This window comes from Nocardia australiensis (assembly GCF_020733705.1).
Taxonomy (GTDB): Bacteria; Actinomycetota; Actinomycetes; order Mycobacteriales; family Mycobacteriaceae; genus Nocardia; species Nocardia australiensis.
Genome location: NZ_JAJFZM010000006.1, coordinates 185,179 through 212,095 on the forward strand (window position 1 = coordinate 185,179; position 26,917 = coordinate 212,095).

Annotated in this window: 20 protein-coding genes and 6 pseudogenes; 9 read left to right on the forward strand and 17 right to left on the reverse strand. The window is 63.9% G+C overall.

The features are described from left to right. Positions 1–15 precede the first annotated feature (15 nt). Positions 16–1,407: a pyridoxal phosphate-dependent decarboxylase family protein gene (locus LKE06_RS24310; RefSeq protein WP_228001680.1), complete on the forward strand. Its 1,392-nt coding sequence runs from the start codon at positions 16–18 to the stop codon at positions 1,405–1,407. Positions 1,408–1,980: 573 nt separating this feature from the next. Here the strand turns inward: LKE06_RS24310 and LKE06_RS24315 are convergent. The 3 genes and pseudogenes from LKE06_RS24315 to yczE all read right to left on the reverse strand — a co-directional run. After that, a pseudogene (locus tag LKE06_RS24315) lies at positions 1,981–2,277 on the reverse strand (molybdopterin-dependent oxidoreductase); the annotation flags it as partial. Between the two features lie 1,205 nt (positions 2,278–3,482). Continuing rightward, positions 3,483–4,745: an IS701 family transposase gene (locus LKE06_RS24320; protein WP_228001681.1), complete on the reverse strand. Its 1,263-nt coding sequence runs from the start codon at positions 4,743–4,745 to the stop codon at positions 3,483–3,485. A 77-nt stretch (positions 4,746–4,822) separates the two neighbouring features. Then, positions 4,823–5,473 (reverse strand): membrane protein YczE, encoded by a 651-nt coding sequence (yczE, locus tag LKE06_RS24325; protein WP_228001682.1) that lies wholly within the window; start codon positions 5,471–5,473, stop codon positions 4,823–4,825. Between the two features lie 60 nt (positions 5,474–5,533). On the opposite strand from yczE, the gene LKE06_RS24330 reads away from it, so the two are divergent. Next, positions 5,534–6,298, forward strand: a complete 765-nt coding sequence (locus LKE06_RS24330) for an aminotransferase class I/II-fold pyridoxal phosphate-dependent enzyme (protein WP_228001683.1) — start codon at positions 5,534–5,536, stop codon at positions 6,296–6,298. 1,656 nt (positions 6,299–7,954) lie between these two features. Here the strand turns inward: LKE06_RS24330 and LKE06_RS24335 are convergent. The 6 genes from LKE06_RS24335 to LKE06_RS24355 all read right to left on the reverse strand — a co-directional run bounded on the left by LKE06_RS24335 (position 7,955) and on the right by LKE06_RS24355 (position 13,082). After that, entirely contained in the window at positions 7,955–8,389 is a 435-nt protein-coding gene (locus LKE06_RS24335; RefSeq protein ID WP_228001684.1) for a DUF4254 domain-containing protein, read from the reverse strand. Further along, complete coding sequence (locus LKE06_RS32695) at positions 8,386–8,517, reverse strand: hypothetical protein (protein ID WP_255649716.1); 132 nt, start codon at positions 8,515–8,517, stop codon at positions 8,386–8,388. The genes LKE06_RS24335 and LKE06_RS32695 overlap by 4 nt, the downstream gene beginning before the upstream one ends. A 67-nt stretch (positions 8,518–8,584) precedes the next feature. After that, positions 8,585–8,842, reverse strand: coding sequence for a hypothetical protein (locus LKE06_RS24340; protein WP_228001685.1), 258 nt, complete (start codon positions 8,840–8,842; stop codon positions 8,585–8,587). 275 nt (positions 8,843–9,117) lie between these two features. Then, positions 9,118–9,786 carry a GNAT family N-acetyltransferase gene (locus LKE06_RS24345; RefSeq protein WP_228001686.1) on the reverse strand — a complete coding sequence of 223 codons (669 nt, stop codon included), beginning with the start codon at positions 9,784–9,786 and terminating at the stop codon, positions 9,118–9,120. Positions 9,787–10,309: 523 nt separating this feature from the next. After that, positions 10,310–10,963: a hypothetical protein gene (locus LKE06_RS24350; protein WP_228001687.1), complete on the reverse strand. Its 654-nt coding sequence runs from the start codon at positions 10,961–10,963 to the stop codon at positions 10,310–10,312. Between the two features lie 1,057 nt (positions 10,964–12,020). Continuing rightward, complete coding sequence (locus LKE06_RS24355) at positions 12,021–13,082, reverse strand: PDDEXK family nuclease (protein ID WP_228001688.1); 1,062 nt, start codon at positions 13,080–13,082, stop codon at positions 12,021–12,023. A 297-nt stretch (positions 13,083–13,379) separates the two neighbouring features. Here LKE06_RS24355 and LKE06_RS24360 point away from each other — a divergent pair. Then, positions 13,380–14,175 (forward strand): annotated as a pseudogene (locus LKE06_RS24360) (IS5 family transposase). 353 nt (positions 14,176–14,528) lie between these two features. On the opposite strand, the gene LKE06_RS24365 reads toward LKE06_RS24360, so the two are convergent. The 4 genes from LKE06_RS24365 to LKE06_RS24380 form a co-directional block, all read right to left on the reverse strand. Next, the gene (locus LKE06_RS24365; protein WP_228001689.1) at positions 14,529–15,365 is read right to left on the reverse strand and encodes a hypothetical protein; all 837 of its coding nucleotides are present in this window, start codon (positions 15,363–15,365) and stop codon (positions 14,529–14,531) included. Positions 15,366–15,818: 453 nt separating this feature from the next. Further along, a complete protein-coding gene (locus LKE06_RS24370) occupies positions 15,819–16,295 on the reverse strand; it encodes a hypothetical protein (RefSeq protein ID WP_228001690.1) in 477 nt (158 codons plus the stop codon). Positions 16,296–16,820: 525 nt separating this feature from the next. Then, positions 16,821–17,165, reverse strand: a complete 345-nt coding sequence (locus tag LKE06_RS24375; RefSeq protein WP_228001691.1) for a hypothetical protein — start codon at positions 17,163–17,165, stop codon at positions 16,821–16,823. A gap of 764 nt (positions 17,166–17,929) precedes the next feature. After that, positions 17,930–19,111 (reverse strand): GDSL-type esterase/lipase family protein, encoded by a 1,182-nt coding sequence (locus tag LKE06_RS24380; protein ID WP_228001692.1) that lies wholly within the window; start codon positions 19,109–19,111, stop codon positions 17,930–17,932. A 382-nt stretch (positions 19,112–19,493) separates the two neighbouring features. Between LKE06_RS24380 and LKE06_RS24385 the strand changes: the two genes are divergently transcribed. Then, positions 19,494–20,363, forward strand: coding sequence for a DUF5995 family protein (locus LKE06_RS24385; RefSeq protein WP_228001693.1), 870 nt, complete (start codon positions 19,494–19,496; stop codon positions 20,361–20,363). A gap of 34 nt (positions 20,364–20,397) precedes the next feature. On the opposite strand, the gene LKE06_RS24390 is transcribed toward LKE06_RS24385, so the two are convergent. Next, complete coding sequence (locus LKE06_RS24390; protein ID WP_228001694.1) at positions 20,398–21,186, reverse strand: GTP-binding protein; 789 nt, start codon at positions 21,184–21,186, stop codon at positions 20,398–20,400. Between the two features lie 156 nt (positions 21,187–21,342). On the opposite strand from LKE06_RS24390, the gene LKE06_RS24395 reads away from it, so the two are divergent. After that, positions 21,343–21,765 (forward strand): Zn-ribbon domain-containing OB-fold protein, encoded by a 423-nt coding sequence (locus tag LKE06_RS24395; protein WP_228001716.1) that lies wholly within the window; start codon positions 21,343–21,345, stop codon positions 21,763–21,765. Next, the gene (locus LKE06_RS24400) at positions 21,758–22,960 is read left to right on the forward strand and encodes a lipid-transfer protein (RefSeq protein ID WP_228001695.1); all 1,203 of its coding nucleotides are present in this window, start codon (positions 21,758–21,760) and stop codon (positions 22,958–22,960) included. The genes LKE06_RS24395 and LKE06_RS24400 overlap by 8 nt, the downstream gene beginning before the upstream one ends. A 263-nt stretch (positions 22,961–23,223) precedes the next feature. Here the strand turns inward: LKE06_RS24400 and LKE06_RS24405 are convergent. Next, positions 23,224–23,758, reverse strand: a pseudogene (locus tag LKE06_RS24405) (IS3 family transposase); the annotation flags it as partial. Here LKE06_RS24405 and LKE06_RS24410 point away from each other — a divergent pair. Both LKE06_RS24410 and LKE06_RS24415 read left to right on the forward strand, forming a co-directional pair. Continuing rightward, positions 23,748–24,077, forward strand: a pseudogene (locus tag LKE06_RS24410) (FAD-dependent oxidoreductase); the annotation flags it as partial. The pseudogenes LKE06_RS24405 and LKE06_RS24410 overlap by 11 nt on opposite strands. 669 nt (positions 24,078–24,746) lie before the next feature. Continuing rightward, positions 24,747–24,878, forward strand: a pseudogene (locus LKE06_RS24415) (transposase); the annotation flags it as partial. A gap of 213 nt (positions 24,879–25,091) precedes the next feature. On the opposite strand, the gene LKE06_RS24420 reads toward LKE06_RS24415, so the two are convergent. Then, positions 25,092–25,229, reverse strand: a complete 138-nt coding sequence (locus LKE06_RS24420; RefSeq protein ID WP_228001696.1) for a hypothetical protein — start codon at positions 25,227–25,229, stop codon at positions 25,092–25,094. Between the two features lie 501 nt (positions 25,230–25,730). Here LKE06_RS24420 and LKE06_RS24425 point away from each other — a divergent pair. Further along, positions 25,731–26,678 (forward strand): LysR substrate-binding domain-containing protein, encoded by a 948-nt coding sequence (locus tag LKE06_RS24425; RefSeq protein WP_228001697.1) that lies wholly within the window; start codon positions 25,731–25,733, stop codon positions 26,676–26,678. 51 nt (positions 26,679–26,729) lie between these two features. Here the strand turns inward: LKE06_RS24425 and LKE06_RS24430 are convergent. After that, positions 26,730–26,917 (reverse strand): annotated as a pseudogene (locus LKE06_RS24430) (3-hydroxyanthranilate 3,4-dioxygenase); the annotation flags it as partial.

The window sequence follows — 26,917 nt, forward strand, 5'->3', positions numbered from 1 at the left end:
GATCGTGGAGGACTAGTGGATTCGAAACTTGCCGAGGACCTCGCGGAGGTAACCGCGCTGCTGAACGTCGTCAGCGTCGAGGCGGCGGAAGTCCTGCGCGGGCTGGACAAACGGCCGGTGGCGATGACGCCGCAACCACAGCGTGCGGCCGCGTTACCGGACATCGGACATGGTCTGCGCCAAGCGCTTTCGGAGTTCCGGCGACGCTGGGAGCCGAGGTTCTCCGGCAGTGCCGGGCCGCGGTATCTCGGGTTCGTCACCGGCGGTGCGACACCCGCCGCCATCGCCGGAGACTGGTTGACCAGTGTGTTCGATCAGAACGCGATGAGCGGCGGGGACTCCGCGGCGATCGAGCTGGAACGGGAGACGATCGATTGGATCGGGCAGCTGTTCGGGCTGGCAGAGCATAAGGGCGCCTTCGTCACCGGGGCCACCATGTCGAACTTTGTCGGGTTGGCTATCGCGCGAGAGTGGTTGGGCGAACAGCTCGGGCTGTCGGTCGCCGAGGACGGTGTCGGCGCACTCGGTCAGGTACCGGTGCTGTCGGGGACACCGCATTCGAGCATCTTCAAATCCCTGTCGATGCTCGGGATCGGCCGCAGCAGTGTGCGATCGGTGCCCACCCTCCCCGACCGTGAGGCCGTCGACGTCGACCGGCTCGCCGACGCGCTTGCCGCGCTGTCGGGCCGGCCCGCCATCGTAGTCGCCAACGCGGGCACTGTGAACACCGTCGATTTCGACGATCTGCGCGCCATCGCCGCACTACGGCAGCGGTTTCCGTTCTGGTTGCACGTCGACGGCGCATTCGGCGCGTTCGCGGCGCTCTCGCCGGAGCACGCACACCTGGTGGACGGGTTGGCAGCGGCCGATTCGGTGTCCGTCGACCTGCACAAGTGGCTCAATGTGCCCTATGACGCCGCCGTGCAGTTCACCCGCCGCCAGGACTTACAGGTCCGTGCCTTCCATAATTCCGCCGCCTACCTCACCGCCCCGACAGGCGCACCGGATTTCGGCCACCTGGTGCCGGAGAACTCACGCCGACTACGCGCGCTCACCGCCTGGTTCACCCTCACCGCGTACGGTCGCGCAGGACATCGGGATATCGTGCAGCGCAACACTTCCTGCGCTGCGCAACTCGGCGAGGCGCTGACGGCGACCGGTCGATTCCGGCTGCTGTCTCCGGTCCGCCTCAACGTCGTCTGCTGCACCCTCGCTGACCGACCTACTCCGGAACGGGTGCACGCGCTGGTCGAGGCGATCGCCGACACCGGCGAAACCTTCGTCACGCCAACGGTTTACAACGGAATTCCCGCCATCCGCGCCGCCTTCAGCAACTGGCGCACCACTCCAGCAGACGTGGCGCGGGCAGGCGCGGCGATCAGCAAGGCAGCCAAGGGACTCCAGTAGCGCAACGCCGCACCCGGCAAGACTCCGGGCTTACGCGCTACTCACCCGTGCCGCGACGCCGGGGGTTCAGACCGCCTTCCGCACACCGACTATTGGTCACGCGAGTGATCTGTCATGCCGCATAGCGCGCGGTTCGAAATGACCACAGCCGGATGTCGAGCAGGACTGTGACCGTCGGATATCAGAGCAGTGTGTCGCGCATTCTCAGGGGCCGGTCCCCAGCCCGCCCGGCTCTTGGAGGAACACGCGGTTGAAGTCTTCGAGCTGATCCAAGAATTCGAGTGTGTATCCCATTTCGGAAGTGCTCGTACTGTCGGCGTATTTGATCAAAACACCGCAGGCCCAGTACCGACCGATCGCTTCACCACGACTGAGCCTGCGGCGTTTCGACCAGTGTCCGAACTTCACGCGCTGGGACACCGGCCTCACCCCAGCACACTGCCACTCCAACGTGATATGTCAAGCAAACGGTGAACCTCGGTCACGCAAAGCACCCGCGAGCATCGGCGTCCGCGTATTACCGGGTCCGGCTCACTGATCAATCGGTGACATGTCGAATCTGGAGTGGATGCTCTAGAGAGACTGCCGGTAGCCGTAGTATTCGTGGTCTTCGTTGTATCCGCCGTACCCGCCGCCGACTTCGCGGAAGTGGGTGACGAATTCGATGGCGTCGACCCATTTGACGTGTTTGAAGCCGTGCTGTAATTCGTTTCGCAGGCGTAACGGGGCACCGTGTCCGTATGTCAGCGGGGCGTCGTTCATGTCGTAGGCGAGCATCGTCAGATGGTGATTCATCTGTTCGATCGCATGGGCGTCGTAGTACGTGCCACCGTCGGACCCCTCGGCGAGGGAGTAGAAGATCACCCACCTGATGAAGATCATCAAGAAGAGATTGAAGAAATGTTGCCAACCGACCCAGGCCGGAATGCCCCGGCCCGCCTCGCGGCCGGTCGGCGCCGTGGTTCCCGGATACCGTGCCATGAAGTCCTCGACAGCCGCCACGTTGTGCAGGCCTTTGGCGATCGCGACCGCGGTGATCAGCACAACGAAACCGATCGGATGCAGCCACAGCACGTTGAACCATCGATCCCGGCCGAACCTCAACCGTGGCGCGATACCTCCCGTGTGCGGAATCCGGCCGGCCCAGGTGTCCGGGTGCAGCACATCCTCGCCCGGCTGAAGCCGGGACCGATAGGCCGACATCGAGGTGCCTTCTACCCCTTGCGCCGAGTCTTGGACACCCGGCCGAGCTGGGGGAGGTCGATAGTCGTTCCCCATACCACAATGCTAATCGCCCACACGCCGCCGTCTTCGCCTTCGGCTGGCTCGTGCCGTCTCTCCCGGATACCGAGTGGCCGCTACGACAAGGACCGAATCCGCCGCGCCCCAGCCCAGCCCAACCGGCCAGAACAGTGATCGGCGGCGACTGCGCGGGACACGATTCGCGCTAGGTCATCACCGGGTACGCGGCCGATGTCGCGTCACTGGGCGGCTTGGCGGGCTCAGCTCGGGACGCCTCACCGATGACCTCACCATCGGGGCGCGCTGATCAATGCCGCCGGGCTCGGTCTGTGTCTCTCTCTGGACGCGCACTACGGTCCCGCCATCACCTCCGCGCAGATGTTCGCACCGCTCGCGATCAGCGGATTCGGCTTCGGGTTTTTCGTCGCCCCCATGGTCGATTCAACGATGCGGTGTGGCGATATGGACCGCTGGCCACGCTGGTCTACGAGATCGACAAACCGAGTCGCCACCTCTTTTCGGTGACATCGAGTTCTACACGCAACTGGTGCGGGACACCATCGGACCGATACTCGAGCCCGCCGTCGGAACCGGTCGCGTGTCCGTACTACTGCTCGAAAAGGGGCTGCCAGTACGGGGTTACGACACTTCCCCTGCCTGCTGGACAGTTGTGGGAGATCGAGACTTCGAGGAAGGTTGGCCTGTCCCCAGTGAATGAGACCGCTCGGTACTAGTAGGACTTTGTTAGGTGGGGAAGGTGTGGTGGCAGAGTGGGCAGGTGCCGATCCAGATGACAAGGGCGCGTTGGAGTTTGCGGAGGATGCCGTAGAGGGTCAGTCCTGCCCACGTGCTTTTGGGTTCGTGAGCCGGAGGGTGGTGAGGAACAAGTGCGCGGCGGTGACGAGGGTGGCGTGGTGGTGCCAGCCGAGCCAGGAGCGTCCTTCGAAGTGGTCCAGGCCGAGCGCGTCTTTGAGTTCGCGGTAGTCGTGTTCGATGCGCCAGCGGATTTTCGCCAGTCGCACGAGTTCGGTGATGGGTGTTTCGGACGGGAGGGTGGACAGCCAGTAGTCGGTGGGTTCTTTTGTGCCGGTGGGCCATTCGGCGATCAGCCAGGCTTCGGGCGCACTGCCGTCGTCGGCGCGGGTGATGAACCGGCTCGCGGGCCGGACGCGGATCGCGGTGAACTTCGAGGTCATCGCGGCGCCGGGGTTGCCGGGGCCGGATTTGCTGCCGTGGCGCCAGGTCACCTCCCGCAACGCTGTGGGCCCAGCCGCTACGACCATGTCCTTGCAGGTCACCGGCGGATCGGGGTAGCGGGGTTTGGGTGGGCGTCCCCTCGGCGGCGGGGGCGGGGTTACCGGTTGCGCCTGGCCGGGCTGGACGGTGGTGGCACCCTTGACCGCCACGACGTAGGGCAGGCATCGATCGGACAGGCCGGTGCGGAACTCCGTGGCGTCGCCGTAGCCGGCGTCGGCCACGACGACCGGGGGCGCGGCGCGGCCCCATTCGAGGAGTTCGTCGATCATTTCCAACGCCATCTCCCATTTACGGCGATGACGCTCACCGTCGGGGATCGCGGCCTTGGCGCGGCGCGCCGCGATCGCCGCCTGCTCGGCCGGTGTTTCCGCAGTAGCGTCGTCCCAGCTCTCGGGCATGAACAGCCGCCAGTCCAGCGGCGCGGACGCGGTGTCGGTCACCCCGTGCACGCTGACGGCGACCTGGCAGTTGCCGACCTTGCCCAGGGTGCCCGAATACTGCCGGGCCACACACGGCGAGGAGTCACCGTCCTTGGCGAACCCCGTGTCGTCCAGCGCCCACGCCTGCGGCGTGATCACCTCACATGCGTTGCGGGACAAAACTTTCCGCACCGGAACCACATCCCACGGCGAGGTCGTGACGAACTGCTGCAGTCGCTGATGGTCAGTCCCCAACCGCTGCGCCATCGGCTGCATCGACTTGCGCTTACCGTCCAGCATCAACCCACGCACATACACCCCGGCAGTGGCCACCCGATCCTTGCGCGTCAGCGACGCGAACACCTCACCGACAAACGAATCCAGCAACTCATCGACTCGGGCCAGCTCACCGGTATCCACACCGGACATGGTCTCGAGAAACCCGCCAGAACTCGAGAGGGCACGCAGTGACAAACCTAACAAAGTCCTACTAGGACCTACCCCTTCCCATCGGAGAGTTCGACGGTGACCTTCGGAAGGAAGTAGCCCACGAGTGGGCCCATGGTCACCGCAATGAGCACGGTCCCGCTACCAACGGTGCCGCCGAGGATCCAGCCGGTGGTGGCGACGGTGACTTCGATGCCGGTACGTACCACCGCGACGGGTTGCCGGGTGAGTCGGACCAGACCGGTCATAAGTCCGTCACGGGGGCCGGCACTGAACTGCGCACCGAGGTAGACAGCATCGAAGAACGCCAGCCCGATCATTCCGATGACCAGGTAGATTGCTTGCGCGCCAACACTATCCGGTTGGGGAATGATCGACGCCGTCGCGTCAGCGGCTATCCCGACGAGGACAACGTTGAGAAGCGTTCCCACGCCGGGAAGCTCACGCATGGGTATCCATGCGACAAGCACGATCACCGCGATGAGGTTCGTAGCCGTCCCGAAGGAGATCCCCAGCGCCCCGGAGACGCCCTCGGTGAGAACGCTCCAACTGGCTGCGCCCAGCCCTGAGGTGACCAGCATCATTACCGATGCGCCGTAGCCGATCAGGCCAACCAGCAGTTGTGGGAATCGACGCAGTTTGCGCCCAGCGCGCAGTTGTTCAGCCGCGTTGAGCCGCCGGAGTATGAAGCTGTCTGTCATCAGCCCACTGTCGTTAATTCTGGTATCCGATTCCATAGCCAGATTTGCGATACTGGTCGGATGAAGATCAGCTCGCGGATGGTCGCACGCATGCTGGGGGCGTGGGATGAGGGCCCGGGACCAGCGCACCAACGTCTGTCGGACAGATTGCGGCTACTTGTACTGGACGGCCGCCTGGTGTTGGGCACAGCGTTGCCGAGTGAGCGCGATCTGGCTGCCACTCTGGCGGTCAGCCGCACGACCATCGGCGCGGCCTACCGGACGCTGGCCGACGCGCGGTATATCGACACTCAGCAACGATCCCGGGCCGTCGTTCGCCTCCCGGGCGATCGAGAGCCGCAATGGCCGAATCCATCGCTGTCGCCGACGATCGATCTGTCGTTCGTATCCCCAGCCGCGCCCGGGATGGTTTTGCACCGTGCATATAGCGAGGCATTGGAGCGGCTTCCCCGCTATTTCGGTCACCGCGGATACGAGCGTGACGGCGTCATGGAACTGCGGGAGTCGGTGGCGCGATGGTACGACAAGCGGGGACTCCCGACTCAGCCCGATCAGGTCCTTGTCACCAACGGCGCGCAACACGCATTGGCCCTGATCACCCGCACACTGCTCGCCCCCGGAGACCGCGTGGTGATCGACCACCCCACCTACCCGCACGCGATCAGCGCCCTCACCGGTGCCCATTGCCGCCTGCTGCCGGTCGCACTCGAACCGGACGGCTGGAACGCGGAACAACTCCTCGCAGCGAGCCGCGGCTCGGCCGCAGTCAGCACTCCACGATCAGCCACCGGCTCATCAGCCATCAGGCAACCCTCACCGTCGTGAACACGAGTACGAGCGAAAAGCACCGTACTGCATACGAGTTCGAGACACGCCGACGTTCGAAGTCCTATTCACTCACCCTCGAGTCAGCAGGTCAGCGCTGACCACGACTTCGAACATCGACACCTGCGTGCTCGACAACGCAGGGGCACAACAGTTTCCGCGACCCAACACCGCCGGACACACGGGCCCAATGCTGTTCAACCGAACCACACCCATGATGAGGAGAGAAAGATAATGAGTGAACCAGCTTCGACACGACCAGGAGCGCGCAGCTCGGGCCCTGCGCCTCGTTCGCGCGCGAGACCATCGAACGAGAGGCCAGTGCAGGCCATCGTTGGAAATCAGTAAGGAGCGGCAGCCGAGAGGCAGAGGGAGCCTCCAGGGCCACCGACAGTCGGCCCCTCCGGCCACAGCTCTTCGAGGTCGGTCGGAGTGAGTGGCGCACGGTACCCGGCTTTAAGCACCTGTTTTAAGGGTCACGCCCATATGCGGTCGAGCTCCTCCAGCCACGTTGGCGTAGGTGCGGTGATCGTGCCGCAACTAGTTCGGTCGCCACGACGGCTTTGTCGCTCACCGGCGGCTAGCACCGACCCACCTCATCGTGCAGATTGCGCTGGAGCACACCCATCTCGGGCATTTTGGCGCACAAATCTTTCGAGCGTCCCTAACCAACGGCCCGCCAGGTACAAGCAGCGGCGAGTTTCGCCACTGGTCTCGCTCACGCCGTTCCTCAGTATCCCACCGGCGAGTTGGCCGTTTTCCCTGCTGTCAGCGAGAGCGTCCATGCACAGCCAAAACGAGAACCAAGAAGTCACAGGGAATGCGGAGAGGAAATGACGATCCACGCCGACGACATCGGAGCCGATGTCAGTACGCGATTGAGCTTCATCCGGCATCCGGAGTCGACATCGAATCTGGACCGTCGGACGGCCCGTCCAGGTCAGCGACTACCGCTATCGCAGCGACGACTACTACGGCGCGACCCGACCTGCCGCCATTCCCTCACCCGCACAAGCCGATTCCCGCGACTCACCATAGCGGGCACCGAGACACCTGTTCCGAACCCGACCTGACAGGAGACCCACCATGCGTACTCGCCACCATGCCCACCCCCGGCCCGTCCGCACCCGCCGCTGGGGCCGGTATCGCCGCCGCCGACCCGGCACCCACGGCCCACTGACGTAGCGGCTTGAACAGCGCCGCTCCGGGACGATCGGGTTCGCCCTTGCGGGTCGGGCGCAGCAGCCGGAGACCCGCGCGGCTGGCGAGGGTGTTGATATCGTCGTTATCCCGCGCGGCCTGGCCTTGGCCACGTGTGCGATGAAACCCGATGCCTGGCCAATCCGAACGCGACGACGCGTCACGGGGCTTCGCTGCCGCTGCCGCACCCATCGGACCAGCGACCGACGTAGGTCGGTCACCGTATGGCAGTGGAGGTCCCAGTTCTCAGATATCCCACCATGCGCTCGGAAAGCGTCGCAGTTCGCGGTTCTATCATCGATCAGCAGCGCATCCGAGAAGGTGAGATCGTGCTTGCCGAGCCACGGTCCGAAACCCGTGGCGTATCTGGTCTCTTTCATACCCCGACGTCGCTGGAGCATCTGTCGTGTTTCGGTCGGGGAAAGACGTTGGGGCGCAGTGCCCGCATGGTGGTTGTCACCATTGGGTGGTGAGTTGGGGTAGGCGGCGGGTGCCGCGGGCGAGGTCTTCGGCGAGGTCGTCGTAGGCGTTGCCGAGTTCGTCGAGTTGGGTGCGGGCGTCGTCGAACAGTTCGTCGGGGGCGGCGGTGAGCGCGATGTAGTTTTGGACGGTCAATTGCGCGATTTGGTCGACGACTTGGCCCATCGTGTGGGTGTGCAGTTTCGCGGCCGGGAACGGCACTGGTGTGGCGAGTTGGACCCATTGGTCGATCTCGCGCATCAGCCTGATTCGGTGCGCGTCTGTTTCTTCCAGAGCTGACCACGGGGTGTTTTCTCGGGTCTCGTGCAGGCCAGCGAGTTCCCCGGCGGCGTCGAGCATCGGGTGATCGGTGATGATCGGGAATCCGCGGCACGCGGCCAGCAGCACGTCTTTGTCGGGCAGCCCGGTCACCAGCGATCCCCCACAACAGTCGACCGGCGCCCGACCGTGATCAACGCACCGTTGTTGCTGGAGGTGACGGCCCGGTAGTCGATGCCGTCGTCGGTGCTCAGCCATCCCGGGTGGTCGGTGATGAACATGAGGTTTGGTTATCCTTTCGGTCCTCGGGGTGGGCGGTGGCGAGGAGGTGTCCGACCAGCGGTGTCCTCAGCCATCGCGCCCGACCTCGGCGGGGTGGGCCCGACCGTCGAGGGTGTCGGTGGTGAGGACGCGGATGTGGCGTCTGTTGGCGGTGATGGTGTGTTGGCCGTGCGGGAGGTGGGTGTGGTCGGGGACGACCACGGCAACCACGGCTGGGTTGGTTGTGGCGGCGCGGGTGAGCGCGGCGACGGTTTCGCCGTGGGTGTGGTGGTCGAGATAGGTTCCGCCCCAGCTGTATCCGCACTCCGCGGCGCGGGCACGCATCGGAGCACCGACCTCAGAACGTTTGGCGGTGCCGTGGCGGATCCGCCACGGTTCTGAGATTCCGCACGCTTCGCTGGGGCAGATTGGCAGGCTCAACTGGTGCGGTGATCGCAGCAACCCTCCGCCGACTGCCCTAGCCGTTCGTCGGCATTCCTTCTGACGATCGGCTCGAAGCGTGGCGGTCCAACTACCCTGTAATAGCCAATTGCAGGGTGACTGGAGCAGGTCAGGTGCTCAGCTCGTGACGCGATCCACCCATGCGTCCTGGCAATCGGCTAACGGTCCGCTGAGCGGCAACGGCTCGAAACCGGCGGCCCGTTCACATCTGGGACAGAGCACTTGATTCGCGTTGGTTCTGTGACCACGCGGTGATGTTCATACCAAATTCCAGGGACGGTCGATCCGTCCGGCAACGGCTGCGGTCGCCGGTCCTTTTCTGTTGCGCCGATCTTGTCGCAGATGCGCTGCACCGCGAGATTCGACTCGTTCGTGCCGATCTCCACGCTGGTGTATCCGGCGTCGTGGATCGCGTCGACGAGGGCGGCCACCGCTTCGCTCGCATAGCCGGCTCGCCGGTGACTGGGGCCAATCCACCAACCGATGGACGCGAACGACGTCTGGTCGTCGCTGGGGTGCACAGTCGCGCCACCGATCACGGTTGTGTTTGATCGCGACTCGATCACCAGAAGCCCGGGAGTCAGGTGGCCGCGCCCGACCGCCTTGATCAGTGCCCGGCCATTTCGTTCTGTCCAACCGTTGCTGGCGAGCATCGCATCGTCGATCGTGGCCTCGAGCGGGACTGCGTCCTTCGGCGCCGGTCGGCGCAGGGTGAGCCGCGAGGTTTCGATGTCCCGCAGCACGTCATAGCGTGCACTGCTTTCCTTGCTGGCAAGTTCGCTGACGCGCCACACCCAGAGCCAAACCGCGACGAGTACGGTGGCCACCACGAACAGCAGCCAGACACCAACAATGAGTTCGGTTGCGGCGGAGGGAAATCCGGCCGTAGCCGCGACGCCGAGGACTGCTGCGGGAAACCCGAGGAGCGCGATCCATCCCGCCAGCCCAAGGGTCGCACGCCGGGGCCAGTGCTGAAATGACGCTTTGGCAGCAGCGATTCGCCAGGTGGGGAACATGCGAGAACAGTATTCGATTCCGTCGTATTCGGCGCGGGTCCGTCGTTTGGTTCTTCGGCAAGCAGTGGGCGTGTGGAAAGGATCGGGGGCGGTGCGCTGTGGACCCAGAAGAGCTTCTGCGCACTGGTTGCCGAAGAATGCACTCTCCTGCCGCCTATCGCGCGTTCGACGGACGAGACCGGCTGCGCCTTGAGACGTCCCACAATGCCGAATGCAGGATGTTCGGTCGGTGTCGTATCCGGCCCCGTGGAATGGGTGACTGTTGATCTCGCGAACGCGCGCACATGCCGATGTGCGGACACATCGCGGTGACGGTCGCGCGGCGCATTCACTATCAGCCTCCGCTCAGTCCCCATTCATCGAGGCCGGTGTAGACGCGGGCAACTCGGAGCCCTGATGCGTCGAAGCATTCGGCCTCTCCGGTATGGATCGCGATCAGCGAATCCGGGCCTCGCCACCAGGTATCGGCCAGGCTGCGAATCTCGGTCACAGGTTCGAAGGTGCTCAACGGCAGCTCGTCGATCGCATCACCGCGAATCGTGCTGATCTGCGTAGCCCAGCGGGACGCATGGTGAGCCAACGCAACCGATTCGATCCATCCTTCGATGCTCGCGTGCAGGGGCACCCACCGATCGCCATCGATGCCGAACTCTCCTGCGGGACCGATCATGAACGCATAAGCCATCGACACTCGCTGCGCCCCTGCCTCGAACCACCCAATCCGCTCGGGCTCCCCGGTCGACAACTCGGCACGCAGCATCTTGGGCCCGCCCTCGTACTCCGGAGACGGCGGCAGAGTCAAGCCACCCCATCGCCGCTGAAACTCGACGACACGGTCGACTTGCGTTGCCGGAATGCCGATTTCGAGCCAAGGGCCGATATGCTCCTGCAACTGAGGGCATTCGACGCGAATACATTGGGTCGAAATGAACCACTCGGCCCGGCGCGTGAGCCGCTCGGACGAATCGACAATCGGCTGCAGATCCACGCGGCCGACAGTAGCCGACTCGGCAATTCGCACGAACACGCGCTCATGCCGCTGGGCGGGCGTTGGCCGGAGCCCGCCAAGCACTGTCATTTGTTGTTCGTGAACAACGCCGCCTGCTGAAGGACGGTGCCGTCGAGAATCGTGAACAACTGCCGTCAAAGCATCCGGGTGAGTTTTTGGTTGGCCGCGTCGAGACTGATTCGCAGACCGTCGACTTCGCCGAGCCAGCCGCGTTCGATTGCCTCGCGCAACCGGTCGTCGAGGTTGACGATCATGCCCAGCAGCCGAGGTTCCTGCGCCGGGTCCGATCTGAGAACTGGGCATCTGATGCAGGCTTCTCTGGACCAGCACCGAGACTCCTGGGCATTCGGGTCCCGAGGCGGGTCAACCCACCCAGCACCCGGATACGCCAGACACCCCTACCGAACACGGCGGCGAGAGCCCGCACCAAACCCACGACCCCGAGTCCTCACACGCGGGCGAGGACGGCACGAACCCCGGCGGCCGCGACGGTGCGGCCCCGGAACATCAATCACCGCACCAGGATTCGCCGTCGGAGCATCCCACGCCGCAGGAACGCGCCGACGCCGACCACGGTGCAGGCGATACCGCACGGGAGAACGGCGCGGACAACGACCGCACCCCCGGAGACAAGACCTGCTCCGAGGACCCCTGACACGGCACGCCGTCAATCCGATACATATCCATGGAGAATCCATGGATCCACCGCCGCGTGCCTCACGAGAGCCCGAAGGCCAATCGGCGTTCCATGATCGAGGTGCCAGCCACTGATCCGGGCACCTACACCTATCGCTCCGGCGACAGTTCGAATTCAGCTTCAACGATCAATTGTCCGGCTCGAACCTGCTGGTCACGCCCGTTCCCATCTATCCCGTTAGGGTGCCCCGCCAGGGTGCCCCGCCGCGCGGACGTGGACCTACGACTCCCCGTCGGGACAGGCATCGATCCAAGCTTCCCAGCTCCCGCCCGTGCCTATCGGCTGGTGGCTGGCAGCCCATCGTGGCGGCGACTGATCCACGCAGAAGAAAGCCTCCAACTAAAACGGCGGCTCATCGCTCGTCACCCAGGGGTCCGCAATGGGCGGCGGTGCCCGTTCCGGCAGCGGCAGACTGCTGACCACATACAGGTTCAAGATGTCGTCTCGGTCGATGAACATGATCTGGCTCCGCTTACTGGCGTCAAGCGCGTTGCCGATCCAAGCTCGAGCTGCTTTGGTAATCACGCCGCCCGCCACGATGAAGGCGTGATCCACGAGTACCCGCCTGTTGATCTCTGGATCGAATACCTCATGGGCCAGCATCATTAGGGCCTGATTGTGCAGCTCCGCGACGTTGGCGTTGCCAGCTTTGGTGACGCCGGATGAGTCGACCTTGCCCTTCTTGGCCTGGATGCCGAAGTAGAGGTAGTTCTGCGTTGGCAACGTGTAGCGCATCCAGATGTCCTTGCCGTACTCCAAGGCTTTGTCCCTGTGGCCTGCGTTGGTGATGCGATGGAACCCGAGCTGGCGAAACAGAGGCAGAAGGACCTCCTCGATCAGCTCGTCCTCACTGCACGTGTCGAGGAACGCTGCCAAGTCGTTCCGGCGCTTTGCCTCCGCTGCCGTCAGGGGCCGGTGCGGGTTAGCCTGCAAGACGGTGACGGTGTTTGTCCCGATGTGGCGCATGTAGCAGTGCTTGTCGTCGCCGTAGAACGCCTCGAATCCCTCTCTGGCCAGCACCTCGTTTAGCTGCCGCAGGGCATTCGGCCGATCGGTGCCCTCGCTCATGGCGTCACTCGGGCTCATCAGGTGATCGATCAGGCGGCAGAAGCCTTCCGGCGGATGCGCGAGACCGTCATGCGGTTCCGCCAGCATGGCTTCGATGACGTCAGCGGCCCAGCGATGCCGAGTGCTGCCGTCGTGTTCCCAGTCGGTATCGAGATCTTGGAAGAACTCGGTCAGATACATGCTCGACCGATACGGGAAGTACGGCGGCTCTTGGCCAGGGCCGGGGTTTACGGTGCCAAGGTTTCCGCAGATCAGATCTCCGAGCGCCTCAGCGTTTCTGCGCCGGAACTTCATACGACCCCCCTTGTCGCAGCGATTGGCGGTGGTGTCCACGCCGATTCGCTGGCGCTCCAGTATATCTGGCCCACTGCCTCTAAGTGAGTGACCGGGAACTTGGCGTCGGTGGCCGAGTGTCGGCGATCGGTCCGTGTGGTGGGTGATGGCGGCAGTGCGCGTGTTGGACTCGTATACCCGTGTGGCTGAACCGGATTCGTGTCCGCGTGGCACTGTCTGAATAGGCGAACTCCTGGTAGATCAACGGTTGTCGAGACCAGATCGCCAGGAGTTCGTGTGCCAGTATTGCCTACTTGCCTGTGTTCGTCATGCCCAGCCCACGTCGCTACCGCGCGGCTGGCGTGCCCGGCGTATCCGTCATCGTGCACCGATGAGCAGTGGGCGCTACTCGAGCCATTGCTGCCGCCACCAGGAAATACCGCCGGCAAGGGCGGCCGCAGCGAGAAACATCCGCGCCGGCTCGTCCTGGACGCCCTGTTCTATGTGGTGCGCGGCGGGATCGCGTGGCGTGCACTGCCCAAGGACTTCCCGCCCCGCCCCACGGTCTACGACTTCTTCCTGAAATGAACGAAAGGTGGTGTGTGGCAACGAATTACCGATGTACTGCGCGACCGTATCCGAGTTGAGTCGGGCCGCGAAGCCACCCCCACGGCCGCGATCATCGATTCCCAATCGGTGCGCGGTGCCGACACGGTGCCGGGCCGCTCGCGCGGGTGGGACAACGGCAAGAAGATCGGCGGGCGCAAACGCCACATCGCCGTGGACACTATGGGGCTGCTGCTGGCCGTGGTCGTCACCGCTGCCAGCATCCAGGACCGCGACGGCGCCCACCCGTTGTTGGCATTGATGCGGAACGATTTCCACCATCACGCTGACCTGGGCCGACGCGGGCTATACCGGCAGGCTCGTGACCTGGGCGAACAAAGTTCTACGTCTTACCGTCACCATCGTCGAACGCACCGACCCCGGCTTCGTGATCCTGCCACGCAGGTGGGTGGTCGAGCGGACCTTCGCCTGGATCAGCAAACATCGACGCTGTGTCCGCGACTACGAAACCTTGCCCACCCACCACGAAGCCATGATCCAACTCGCCACCATCATGACCATGTCACGACGCCTGACCCGCAAGTGACCGGAGTTCCCGGTCACTCACTAAGAAACCGACCTTCCCTCAAGCCGGGTGCTTCCGATACGGATGAGAATTCAGTCGAGTCGACCAGCGCGAACTCCGAGGGAGTCGATCAGAGTGATTCCACGGCCCGGCCGCACCGGCTCGTCCAGTCACGGCGGTTTCGATCGAGGGTGCAGTCCGGACCCATCAGGTCCAGCTCTCCGCTCGGCGTCGTTCCGACAAGTAGCGACGGGTAACGGTCACCGACTGGTCTGTCGGGTCAATCATCGGGGCACCAGACCTGGCTCGGCACTGCCACCTGAGTGCTGATATCTCATCCACCGCAAATGACCGATAGCACCCATCGCCGAGCGTCACTCAGTCCATCGGCCGACCGACATGTACGCCTTCCGGAACGCTGCGTATAGTTCCTCAGTCCCAGGCGCCCACTCCCCACGCTCGTACTTCGCAGCATGCTCCAGGAGGAGTGCGACGTCGATGATCGCGATGCTGTTCGTCTCCCTGTTCTCGTATCTCAGGATGCCGGAATGGCCCCTGCGGTTGTCAAGTTCCGCCTGATTACGGTCTCCGGCGGTCGTGTATGCACCATTGATAACACGTTCGGCGAGCGCGAATAGTGACGCCGAGCCGCGGGCGAGGCATTCGATGATGACGAGAGCGACGACATCCCGGCCGTCGTCCTTGCTCAGTTCGTCGAACACGCCCTGTTCCCGGGCGAGGACCGTCATGATCCTCAGCACCGCAATCATGTCCACGTGCACGTTGCTATCTTCGGCGAGAATGTTGATCAGGAATGTCGCTGCCTCGTAAGGATCTGTCGGTGCGGTCTCGGTGGCGGTTGCCATGGCCGAACCTTTTCCGGCAAGAGTCATTTCTTCGCCGTGCGCATCGTAATCACGCTGATCGACTCCCTCGGAGTTCGCGCTGGTCGACTCGACGGAATTCTCTTCCGTATCGGAACCACCCCGGCTCGGGGGGAAGCTCGATTCTGTGGCGTTCTCATCCTTGCTGAGCAGCGCGATCCTTCTCCATCGTTCCTGCCACAGGTCGGTGTCGAAGTCCGATTCGTCGATCGTCAACGTGTCCTGTTCCGCCACCCTGCGGCAAGCGTCGACAAAAGCAATGACAACCGAAAGAGAAGGTAGCCGTTTACCTTGGGTTGCATCCCATGCGGTCGCCCGACGCAGCACCCGATATCCGCGAGAAGCACCGGATACCCCATCGGGTCGCTCCGATACTTGCTGGAGACGTTTGAAACTGGGGAGTCCCGCCGCGGTCCTCAACGAATTAAGATCGGCCGCAAATTTACCTATAGCACTCTGCCGAGTGGTATGCATTCACTATTTCCTTGAATTATTACCGCTGGACAAGATAGGCAAGCACCGCGAAACCTGCTGTCAGAATCGCCAGGCAAACACACAACCGCGCTGTGTTACCCCAACTGGTAATCGCAACTCGCACCGTTCTGCCGATCTCTTTCCACACGCTGCCTCCTGTGAACGCCCGATTGTAGTGACAAGTGCACCAAGAACCCGTCCCACTGTCACCTACCACGGCCAAACCCGGACGAACGCGGACAACCCCGGACATGCTGGGCAGCAGCGCTATTGCGAACTCCGGTATCTACAGCGGACGCGGCATCCTCATGCGGACCGCCGACATCGGCCCGCCCGCGACCCAGGGGTGCGCAACCGGCCACTCGGGATCCTCACCAACATGTTCTGCGTGTCCTGCCGGTCCGCAGCGACCCGAAAGCCTGAAACACCCGTGCCGTCGGTCAACGACGGGATCCAGGCGAATCCTTGTGCCGACTTCATGCGGAAGTCGATCCGGCTCCCCCGGGCTTCCGAGCTTCCTACCGAGAGTTCCTGCTCATGATCGATGGTGACGTCGTTGTCGATGCCCGCGTCACGCCACACCTCCCAGATCAGCTCGTGAAATTCCTCCTCGTCGCAGAATCGGAAGTCGTTGTGATCGTCTGCGAACGGATCCACCAGCGGCTTGATGTGGGTGTTCCAGATCGGCGAGCCGTGCGCATCGCCGGGCCTCATACACACCCGATGCGCGAAGTGCCTGTCGACGTAGTCCGGCCCATCCTCGCAATCCCCGTCCTGCTGCATGGCATACCCTCTTTGCTGTCGCTGCCGTAGAGCAACAGGATGCTTTGCGGCACCGACAGTTCCAGGGCTACGCAATCTGTCGGCGCCCTGATGGATCGTCGGCAACAACGCGCACGATCGCATCAACGCAGCAGCCAGCATCGCCGCGGCCCGCGCTGCATGGCCGGAACTCACTGGCACGCCTCCGCAGATCGGTGGGCCAACACCATCCGCGCCGAGAAAATGCGCGAATACGAGGCCGCCGCACCGACGATGTCCCGATACTGACCAGGCCCGATTCCGGGAAGTCATGCTGTGCCAGACCGACGCCAGCACATGGATCGCCAACCGCTCCTACCCCCGTAGGCAATGCTCGCCTCCAGCCTCACCGAACAGGAGCTGGCCGAACTAACTACGGACGCCGACCGTTGCTCCGGTTCGAGCGATTCGTGGCCCACGCGCGCGGACCGTCATACGCTCCGTGTTGATCGGCGTTGGGGCCGTGCCCGGGGAGGAACGCGGACATGCGTAGTCAGCGTGACCAATTCAGGTGCGAGTGTTGGCTCGCATCGCCCAGGCCATGGCGTTGTGGGGTGCCAGTGTGGAGATCGCGAGTGTCGCGTCGCCCAGGCGTAGAACGACGTTGTCCGGTCCGTGCCATTCGGCCGTGCAGTCCGCCAAGCCATGCGGTACTGCTGTGAGCGCTCGCACGATCCGGTCCAGTCCGGGTGCGTCTACAGCGATCAGCAGCCATTCGTCATGCGCACCGACGAGTCGTAGCTCGTCGAGGCAGCGCTCTTCTGAATGGGGCTGTCCGATGTGATGGTCGAGCAGGTGATCGTGACCGCCGAATAGAGTGGTCCGCTGCTTGGCTATCGAGAACCGTGTCATCTGTCCACCTTTCGGACCTGCCCCGGACAGTCCTGAGTGACGACAACAGGGAAGCACAATGCTCTGACCGGCTGAGATATGGGTTCGAAGCACCACTTCGTTTGCGGGGGGATTCTCGGTTCGGTCCGGGGCCAGACCAGTCGTCCTGCTCGGCCACCCACAGCCGCCAGCACGAACGATAGCGACGCAGAGCGACGCAAGCGAGCAACACCCCGGCGCCATCCGAGATCTTCTATTCGCTCCGATCGGACGACGCACGCCCCGGGAGTGGATAGATCGGTGATCGGTACGGCCCAGCGAGTGTCTTTGCTCGGAAGGGTTCGGTTGCCTCGATTGCATGCTGGACGTTGTCGATGAGCTGGTCGTAGGTCATGATCTTGATACGGCTGACGTCAGCGTTATGGTTGCGGAACCTTTCACTGCGGCCGGCTTGCCCCGCGTCTGACTTCTCGACACCGCATTCGGCAAGACCTGCCATGGGTCGCGGCCCAGGGGCATCAGCATGCACTGGCTACGCCACACCACCCTGACCTGAGTCGAACGCACCTTCAGCTACGCCGTCGCCCGCGAATACGCCGGACACCGCGGCAAGAACAGCGGTACCACCGCCACCTACGTCAAGTCCTTGCACAAGGAGTCGCCCATCCGTCTTGACCCGCGCTAAACAGCTTCGTCTCCCGGATCGATTCCCGCCGACGACGGGCTGCCCGGCCTGCAACGCGCCGCAAACAGCGCAAGCAGCAAGGGATTCGGGCACTCGCCTGTCAGTTCTGGCCGAATGCCCCAGCTGCTGTGAATGCCAGGCGTGCGAAGCGCGTACCGATCAATTCGTGCGTCGCGGCGTCGGGGTGCAGGTTGTCGGACAGGGGGTATTCGGCGTTGTCGTCAGCACCGTAGAGATCTCGACCGTCGATGTAATGCAGATGGGGGTCCTCAGCCATCCGATCGGCCATGATGTCGGCGAGTTGGTCGCGGATCACCGACAGTGTGAGGCTGCCGCGCGCTACGCCTGCGGGGTCGCCAGCCGCGAGGAACCGAACCTTCCCGGCACGCAGGGCATCCGTGTCGAACATCCCTGGGCCAGGCGTGTTTTCATGTATCGGGCAGTGAATCGGACCGATGACGAGCAGCGGTATGTCGGGGTGCCCGTCACGGATGGTGTCCAAGAAGCCGTGGACCGCGGGACCGAAGGCGCGCAGCCGCATGACGTCGGCGTTGACGAGATTGATGCCGACCTTGACGCTGACGATGTCGGCCGCGGTATCGCGCATCGCGCGCGCGGTGAACGGGTCGAGCATCGCGCTGCCGGACAGTCCGAGGTTGATCAGCTCGACGCCGCCGAGCGCCGCGGCCAGCGCGGGCCAGGTGGTACTTGGGCTCGCGGCATTGGAACCCTGGCTGATCGAACTACCGTGGTGCAACCAGACTCGACGGTTTCCCGCAGGGACGGGCGCGATCGATTCGTCGGTCCGCAGCGCGACGAGTTCGATGCGCTCATAGTGCGGCAACCAAATCTCGATATCCTTGTCGTGGGCGGGCAACTCGGCGAAACGCACAGTGCCGACGCGACCGCGCTCTATCTCGGTCCGCCCCGAGGCCAGGTCGGCCCGCACCACGTCGCCACTCGTGGTCGTCGCTCGGCGAACCAGATTCCCGTCGACCCGCAGATCCACCGTGCCGTCCGGGCGATCCGGCACCCCGACGAGGGCGCTACGCGTCCGCAGTAGATCGACCTCGACCACTGTGGAGCGAGTCTGGAACACGAGCCGCACCCCCGACGGTTGTGCCTCCGCGGCCACCAGTTGCGGATCGGCACACTGCGCGCGAGCTCCAGCGGGCAGCCGGTGAAAAAGCCACCCTCGCTCGGTCCGCTCCAACTCGGCAACACCACGAATAAGCTCGACACCGATCGGGTGGTTCTGCATCACACTCGCTGAACTGGTCATCGTCGCTCGTCCGCCTCCTGTCGCACCCATGCAATCAGGCCTCGCTCGAGAGCAGATCACCGGGTGCTCCCTCGAACGTGACCGAAGCGCGCCCCGGCGAACAGCCGGAGTGGACGGTCAGGCCGTCGGGCTTGGCAGTGTTGGTCGCGACTGTGGTCGGGTTCGATCACAAGTTGATGTCCTGTGAGGGTCGGTCCGGGGTACCGGCCCGATCTGGTTACGCTGAATGCGCTTCCGGACCGCCATCGTGCCCGTGTCCAGTGCGCGACTGTCGCGGCCGCTTCCGTCGAGTCGAACACCGAACGAAGGCGAGAAGGTCATGCGCTGCGCTGCCGAGCCGGGCCCACACTGTGTCCGAGTTCGCCACCTCCGGCAGGTGATGATGACGACGCTGCTGGCGAGCGCGACGCTCGGAGCCGCACTGGTCTTTCCGTCGACCGCGTCGGCCACGCGGATCGATCTCGCCTGCGGAGCACCACTATCCGCTGAGGCGGTCGCCGACATCGTGCGGCTCGCAGATACGACGACCCTGGCCGGCACCTCGCTGCAGCGTCTGAAACAGGCGGTCGAACAGCATCGGCGGATCACCGAAATCCTGGTGCTGCACCGAGATCGGCGCGGATTGCTCGCTCTTGGGCTCGACGCCGTAGAACAGGCCGCCGTCATGCCGCTGCAACGGGATCCGGCTGCCTTCGACGACCCGGAGTTCGCGCATCGGATCAGCCTGGATCTGCTCCTGCGGTTCCTGCGCAACGTGCACGCCGAATTCACCGGGGCCGCAACCGAACCGCAGTGGACACACTACTTCGCGTTGACTCGCGACTGCGGGCTGTCAGCAGCCCGAGTGGCGATGGCGGGTTACAACGCTCATCTCACCGTCGACCTCGCCAATGCGATCGCCGACGTGCGCGCCACCCCGGCGAACGCGCCCGACTACTTCCGGATCGTGGACGCTATCGCAAGCGAGGGATCACTCATCGTCGACGTGACGAGAACTACCTACGGTGGCGATCTAGGGCCGCTGTGGCGGTTCTATTTCCTGGGCGAGGGTCTCGACGTGGTGCTCGGCGCCGGGGTGGGTTCCGGCGCACTGTTGCGCATGGCCGATGCCGGGGCGAATGTGGTGATCTTCGGCAACGGTCTGGCACTCCAGGACCCTGCGCTGGAACCGGTTGCCCGGGCCGAGATCGATGTGCTGTGGCGCGACGCTGACGCCGCCTTCGCGGTGTTGTCTTCTAACGGTGGGCTCTGAGGACCTGGAACTCCCACGCCTATGGCGGCGTCCGTCAATAGTCGAGGGCGTGCTCCGGTTGACAAACATGCATGGGAGACGGCAGGTACCGGACGATGGCGTCCAGGAGCGGGGCGATGTCACTCCATGGCGCCGCATCGCACAGGACAGGCGCAGCGTCGCCGATTCGCGTGAGGCGGCGGACGCGGTCATGCAACTGTTCGGGTGGGATCTCTCGCAGGCCGAGGATGTCGTCCGAATCTGGGGCGTCCTGTTCCATCACTGTGTCCACGAGGTTGCGGTACCACTCCTCGGCGACTTTCCAATGGCTCCCGTAGAATTCGACACCCATCGGTTCGAGCGCCCACATCGGGACCAGATCGATGACACCTTCGAACTCGGTGCCGATGCCGTGAGGGATCTGCAGTGTCAACGGCACCGCCCCGTGCGTGTCGGCGATCGTGCGGACGCAGCGGTCGAAGTCGGCGGCGGGATGATCGAGTCCGGTCACCAGACACAGCCGTGCGACCTGATGGTCGTCGGCAACCCGCAGTATCGTGTCGAGCCGCGGGGCGCTCTTCACAGCAGCGTTCACGACCGCGATTACCCCATCGGCTACCCGGATGGACCGCTCCAGGGCCGCGATGGGCGCGTGGCTCGATAGCTCGGCGATACGAATCGTGTGATCGACGTGGTCCGTCATCCAAGGGACTGTGGTCGCCGTGCCGGACCCGGTCTTGGCGAAACGGCGGAACAGTCGGTGGACAACTCGCGTCGTCTCATCGGGGTCCCCGATGATCGTGACGTTGCGGATCGACTGCGGTTCAATGGCTTTGGTGCCCATCGCGTTGTGGTACTCCAGATCGACTCGAGGATGTCATCGCATCCTCAATCCGGTCTCACCGTACCTCCGCCCGCGCACCGGTGGAGCGGATTTCGACCCCAAAGTAGAACGTGTTCCTATACCGTCGGGTTTGTGCAGAAAGAACAACGCCCCGCCGTGGCTGACTGGTTCACTGCGGACGACGACACGGTGCGCCTGAAGGGAAGTCGCTGCACTAACTGCGGCACGCCCTATTTCCCACGGAACACGCTGGCCTGTCGGAACCCGCAGTGCGCAGGTCAGAAAGACGGCTCCGAGCTCGTCGAGTACCTGTTTTCCACACGTGGCCGGATCTGGTCGTATGCGGACGCCCGGTACAAGCCGCCCCCGCCCTATGTCTCGCCCGATCCGTTCGAGCCGTATGTCGTTGCGGCGGTGGAGCTCGAGGTCGAGCAGATGGTGATTCTCGGGCAGGTGGTGCGTGGCCTCACGGTGGATGACCTGGCCGTCGGCATGCCGGTCGAACTGACCCTCGGCGTGCTGTACGAAGACGAGGAAGCGGAGCACACGGTGTGGATGTGGAGGCCGGTCGATGACTGACACGAATGATCGCGATGTCGCCGTCCTCGGTGCGGGCATGCACCAGTGGGGCAAGTGGGGGCGCAATTTCGTCGAATACGGGCTGGTCGCGGCGCGCGCGGCGCTGGCCGATGCCGGGGTGGACCACCGCGACGTCGGCTATATCGCCGGCGCGGACACGATCCGCAATGGATACCCTGGCTTCGTCTCGGGCGCGACGTTCGCCCAAGCACTGGGCTGGTCGGGTGCGCGGATCTCGAGCAGCTACGCCGCCTGCGCCTCCGGGGCCCAGGCCATCGCCAACGCGCGCGCCCAGATTCTGGCCGGGTTATGTGACGTGGCACTGGTGGTCGGCGCGGACACCACCCCGAAGGGGTTCTTCCAGCCGGTCGGCGGTGAACGCCGCGATGACCCGGACTGGTTGCGTTTCCACCTGCTCGGCGCTACAAACCCCATCTATTTCGCACTGTATGCCCGCCGGCGGATGGCGCTGCACGGTGCCACGCTCGACGATTTCGCCGCAGTCAAGGTGAAGAATGCCAGGCACGGCCTGAACAACCCGTATGCCCGCTATCGCAAGGAGGTTTCGGGCGAGGAGGTCGCCGCCTCGGCGATCGTCTCAGACCCGCTGCGGCTGCTGGACATCTGCGCGACCAGTGACGGCGGTGCCGCACTGGTGCTGACATCGATGGAGTACGCGAGTCGCCACGGCCTCACCGATCCGGTCCGCATTCGAGCGCTGTCGACGGTCACGCCGACGTTCCCGAAAACCGTGCTCGATCTGCCGGATTTCGCGACAGACTCCGCCGTGGCCGTCGAGCCTCCGCCGCGCGCGTTCCGTTCCGCCGTCGCGTACGCCGCGTACGAAGAGGCCGGGCTCGGCCCCGACGACCTGTCCTTCGCGGAAGTTTATGACCTCTCCACCGCGCTGGAGTTGGACTGGTACGAGGACATCGGGCTCTGCGAGACAGGCGGCGCCGAGGAACTATTGCGCAGCGGCGCAACGACATTGGGCGGACGTGTGCCGGTGAACCCCAGTGGTGGGCTGGCCTGTTTCGGTGAGGCGATACCCGCGCAGGCAATCGCCCAGGTCTGCGAGCTAACGTGGCAGTTGCGCGGCCATGCCGAGGGCCGCCAAGTGGACAACGCCCGCGCGGGTATTGCGGTGAATCAAGGCCTCTTCGGTCACGGCTCGGCAATTATCGCCACCCGCTGAACCCTGGGTCCACCCAGGTCCACTCTCCGAAAACCCGGGCCATGCCCGGGTTTTCAGTGCTGGCGCAACGAAACCAACTTGGTGTCGTTCACCCCGGGCCCGGGACGAATCGCGATCGAGTTGGCCACGCTCACAGCTCATTTCCCCGATGTGTCGCGCATCCAGGTTGTCATACACGGCTGACCCGCCGCGCAGTTCTTCATCGATCAAGCATCAGATGCAGACTGGATGATGGGCTGAATCCCCCCGGCATGTCCGGAGACTTATGGGTGTGACAGCTCAGCGGTTTGCTGGGCTGGTTGTTGACAGTAGTAGGCGGTCTCCATCTCGGCGGGCGGCATGTCACCGCAGTGCTGATAGAGCCGCCGGTGATTGAACCAATCCACCCATTCGGCGGCCAACTCGACGTGATCGACCGTGCGCCAGGGGCCGCGTGGTTTGATCTGTTCGGTCTTGCAGAGACCGTTGATCGTCTCGGCGAGCGCGTTGTCATACGAGCTGCCGACCGCGCCGACCGAGGGTTGAATCCCGGCGTCGGCGAGGCGTTCACTGAGCGCAATGGACATGTATTGCATCGGCCGGGTCTGCGATCGTGGTGCGTTCGACCCGCCCGCGCACCGCCCCACGGAGTCCGAGCTCGCGCATCAACCGCTCCACGGTGGCGCGGGCGACCCGGATTCGTTCCCGATTCAGTTGCAACCACACCTTTCTCGCGCCGTAGACGCCGTAGTTCTGCGTGTGCACCCGCGTGATCTCTACTTTCAGTTCCTCGTCGCGCTGCTCCCGTGAGGCCGAGCGAAGGGCAGCGATCCTCGGTGCACTCGTCGAGCGGTTCGGCGAAAAGGCCGGCTCCCCCATCGACTACATCGAACAGAACTAGAGTATCGAGCCCTATTCCGGTGGCGGGATGCTCAGTCACGCACCAACCGGTGTGCTTACACAGTTCGGCCATGCCCTGCGCAAACCCTGCGGCCGTCTCCACTGGGCCGGAACCGAAAGCTCTGCCGTCATGTGCGGTTGGGTCGACGGAGCCATTCGATCGGGTGAACGGGCGGCAAGCGAAGTGATGGAACACGAAACTGTGACCGCACTCGGAAGCAGACCACATCATCTTTGAAGCCTTTGCGCGACAGGCCCATTCGGCCGACACAGTGCTTTCGACGCCGACCCGCATCTGATCACCGACCGGCCCGGTCAGCCCCTCGGTCGCCGACAAGGGCTACCACGGAATCTGGTTGAGATTCTCGCCGAGCGTTTCCGCCCGGCGCTGGGTCATGTTGCAGGAGCTGCGAGATGCGGATAACCCGTTGAGATTCTCGCCGAGCGTTTCCGCCCGGCGCTGGGCTCGATGAACTGCTGTTATGCGGTTAGCGTACCGATTTGAAGTGCGTTCGACGGGCTCTGACACAGCATTCGACCAGGTGAACGGTTCGGAACCCTCCTGCAAAAACCGTCGCACTAGGGGTTCCGAAGCGAGGACAGCACGCATCGACAGACAGATCTCCGGTGAGGTCAAGCGCCAGTTCACGTCAGGCCCGTGAGATTCTAGTCGGGGTGCCGAATACTGTCGATGGACTGATCACAGTGGTCGCCGAAGCGCCAACCGACTCCCCCGCCGCCAGCGCGCCACATACACATACACATGCACTGTCGGAGAAGCCGGCCAGCATCACCGTGCGTGAAATCCTCGATTCGAAAAAAACATTGAAACCACGCCTCCAACTTTCCTGGTCGCCGATCCGTTTGGATCTACAGAACGTCGACAGGACGTCATGAAATCACGAGTTTCGAAACGCAGATTGTCGAGAAGCGGCAGCGACGGCTGAACGGTGTGGAGAACATCGTGATCTCGTTGTCGGCCAAGGGATTGACCACCGGCGAGATTAGTGCGCACTTACGTGAGATCGACGGTAACTCCAAGTACTCGCATCGAAATAGCGTGCGATGGGATTTCGGTCAGTACATTGCACGGTGTCGCTGTGGAGGTGAATCTGTAGGAGTCGGTGGACATCGTCGGGTGTGAGTAGGCCGGGGGCGAATCCGCATTCGTCGTAGTAGGTGTAATGGTCGGGATCGTCGGAGCCATTCTCGAATCGGATCATGATGCGGATGGTGTCATGGTCTATGTTCATCAGGCCACCGCCGCGATGTCTGGATCCTGGAATCCGAAGGGGATTGCGAACTCCGGGTGCGGGTTCAGGCTCAGCCGGTACATGACTCGATCTCCGGTGAACGCGGTCCGGCCGTGCGATCGCGAGGCATTCTTCACCGGATGCCCTTTTCCGGTCGCACCCCACCAGCAGGAGGGCGGGCGGGTCGATCGCACCTGAGCGATCGGTGTGTGGTTCAGCCTCGATCGACAGATGTGAATAGTCATGGTCCCACTGCGCCGTCCGGCCGTCAGTTTGCCCGGCGCGATTGAACAATGTTGTGCGGGAACGCATGTCAGTTCACGTGGTTATCGTGGGCGGGCCGGCCGTGGTCGGGGACTCCGCCATCGATGGGCGGTGTTGGACATTGGACTGTGCATCGGAACAACCTGGAACGGTCGTGGGGTGACCCGCCGGGGGCGGTGTCGGGCAGGAGAGCAGATCTCGTCTCCCCGGCGCGGGAGTCGGGTGGCCGTCATGGTCAACGACTCCTACTGGTGTGCAATGGATTTCCCGACTTTCGTGTCAAGACTGTCTTGGAATCAGCCAGGAGCCGCAATGTGGCCGAGACGACGAATAGGGATGACATGCAGAGCGTGGTTGCGCAGTAGGCTGTGATAATGGTGGCTCAGCGTTTGCTCGATGGTCGGCTCAAGCTACGTCATCTGGTGTTGATGGATGCGTTGGCTCGGCAGAAGAGTGTCGTGGGGGCCGCCGCGGAGTTGCATGTCACGCAGCCGGGAGCGACTCGCAGCTTGCATGAGCTCGAGGGCATTCTGGGTGTGCAGCTGTTCGAGCGGGGCCCTCGCGGACTCACGCCGACGGTGTTCGGTGAGGCATTCACCGAGCATGCCCGCGCGGTGATCGCGCAGCTGTCGCAGGCCGAGCAGCACGTTGCAGAACTCGCCGACGCCACCCGGGGATCGGTCAGCGTCGGCACACACCTGGCCGGATCGAACATGCTGCTGCCGCGGGCAGTTGTGGCGGTGAAGGCCGAGCGGCCGCACCTCAATGTGATCGTGCGAGACGGGACACCGAGCGCGCTACTGACCGAGCTGGAGGCCGGTCGGGTGGATCTGATCGTCGGTCGGCTCACTGCGCCGTCGGACGAGCGACTGGTCCGCCGCAAACTCTACGACGAATCGATCGCGCTGGTCGCACGTGCGACGCACCCGTTGGTCGGCCGCACCGACGTCATCTCCCGTGAGCTCGCGGGCTATCCGTGGATTCTGCCGAGCCCCGAGACCGCGCTGCGCCGGGAGCTCGAGGAGTTTTTTGCCCGGCACTCTGTCGCGCTGCCCGGCAACAGGATCGAGACGACGTCGTTTCTGGCTGTGCGCCAGCTGCTGCTCGAATCGGACCGCATCGCGGCATTGCCAGGCCTGATCGTCCGCGACGAACCACAGCTGGCCCGTCTACCGGTGGAACTCGACCTGGTGGGCCACAGCGTCGGCATCACACTGTCGAGGTCACGAACCATGAGCCCGTCGGCCCGCGTCCTGATCCAACAGCTGATCGAGACGGCTGCGGCCATGACGGGAGATCAGGCAGAGCCCGCGCAACAGTAACGCCCCGAGCCGGAAAGCAAGTGCCGAAGTTCCCGACTCGGGCGCCGGGTCTCAGCCCCTGCCCGGATGCACCGTGCCGCACTCGCCACAGGTGCGGGCCTCGACGCTGTCGTAGAACCGGGTGAACACTGGCGGCAGGTCGGCGACGATGTCGCGGACCTGCAGTTCCACCTCGTGGATGAGGTGGTTGCACTGCGGGCAGTACCACTGGAACTTCTCGAGCGTGCCTTCCTCGCGGA

Coding starts and splice junctions, on each gene's coding strand:
- yczE (WP_228001682.1), bottom strand. CDS start 5,473: ATGACAGACAGCTTCATACTCCGGCGGCTCAACGCGGCTGAACAACTG.
- LKE06_RS24330 (WP_228001683.1), top strand. CDS start 5,534: ATGAAGATCAGCTCGCGGATGGTCGCACGCATGCTGGGGGCGTGGGAT.
- LKE06_RS32695 (WP_255649716.1), bottom strand. CDS start 8,517: ATGTTCATCACCGACCACCCGGGATGGCTGAGCACCGACGACGGCATC.
- LKE06_RS24340 (WP_228001685.1), bottom strand. CDS start 8,842: ATGCGTGCCCGCGCCGCGGAGTGCGGATACAGCTGGGGCGGAACCTAT.
- LKE06_RS24370 (WP_228001690.1), bottom strand. CDS start 16,295: ATGCAGCAGGACGGGGATTGCGAGGATGGGCCGGACTACGTCGACAGG.
- LKE06_RS24375 (WP_228001691.1), bottom strand. CDS start 17,165: ATGACACGGTTCTCGATAGCCAAGCAGCGGACCACTCTATTCGGCGGT.
- LKE06_RS24380 (WP_228001692.1), bottom strand. CDS start 19,111: ATGACCAGTTCAGCGAGTGTGATGCAGAACCACCCGATCGGTGTCGAG.
- LKE06_RS24385 (WP_228001693.1), top strand. CDS start 19,494: ATGACGACGCTGCTGGCGAGCGCGACGCTCGGAGCCGCACTGGTCTTT.
- LKE06_RS24390 (WP_228001694.1), bottom strand. CDS start 21,186: ATGGGCACCAAAGCCATTGAACCGCAGTCGATCCGCAACGTCACGATC.
- LKE06_RS24400 (WP_228001695.1), top strand. CDS start 21,758: ATGACTGACACGAATGATCGCGATGTCGCCGTCCTCGGTGCGGGCATG.
- LKE06_RS24425 (WP_228001697.1), top strand. CDS start 25,731: ATGGTGGCTCAGCGTTTGCTCGATGGTCGGCTCAAGCTACGTCATCTG.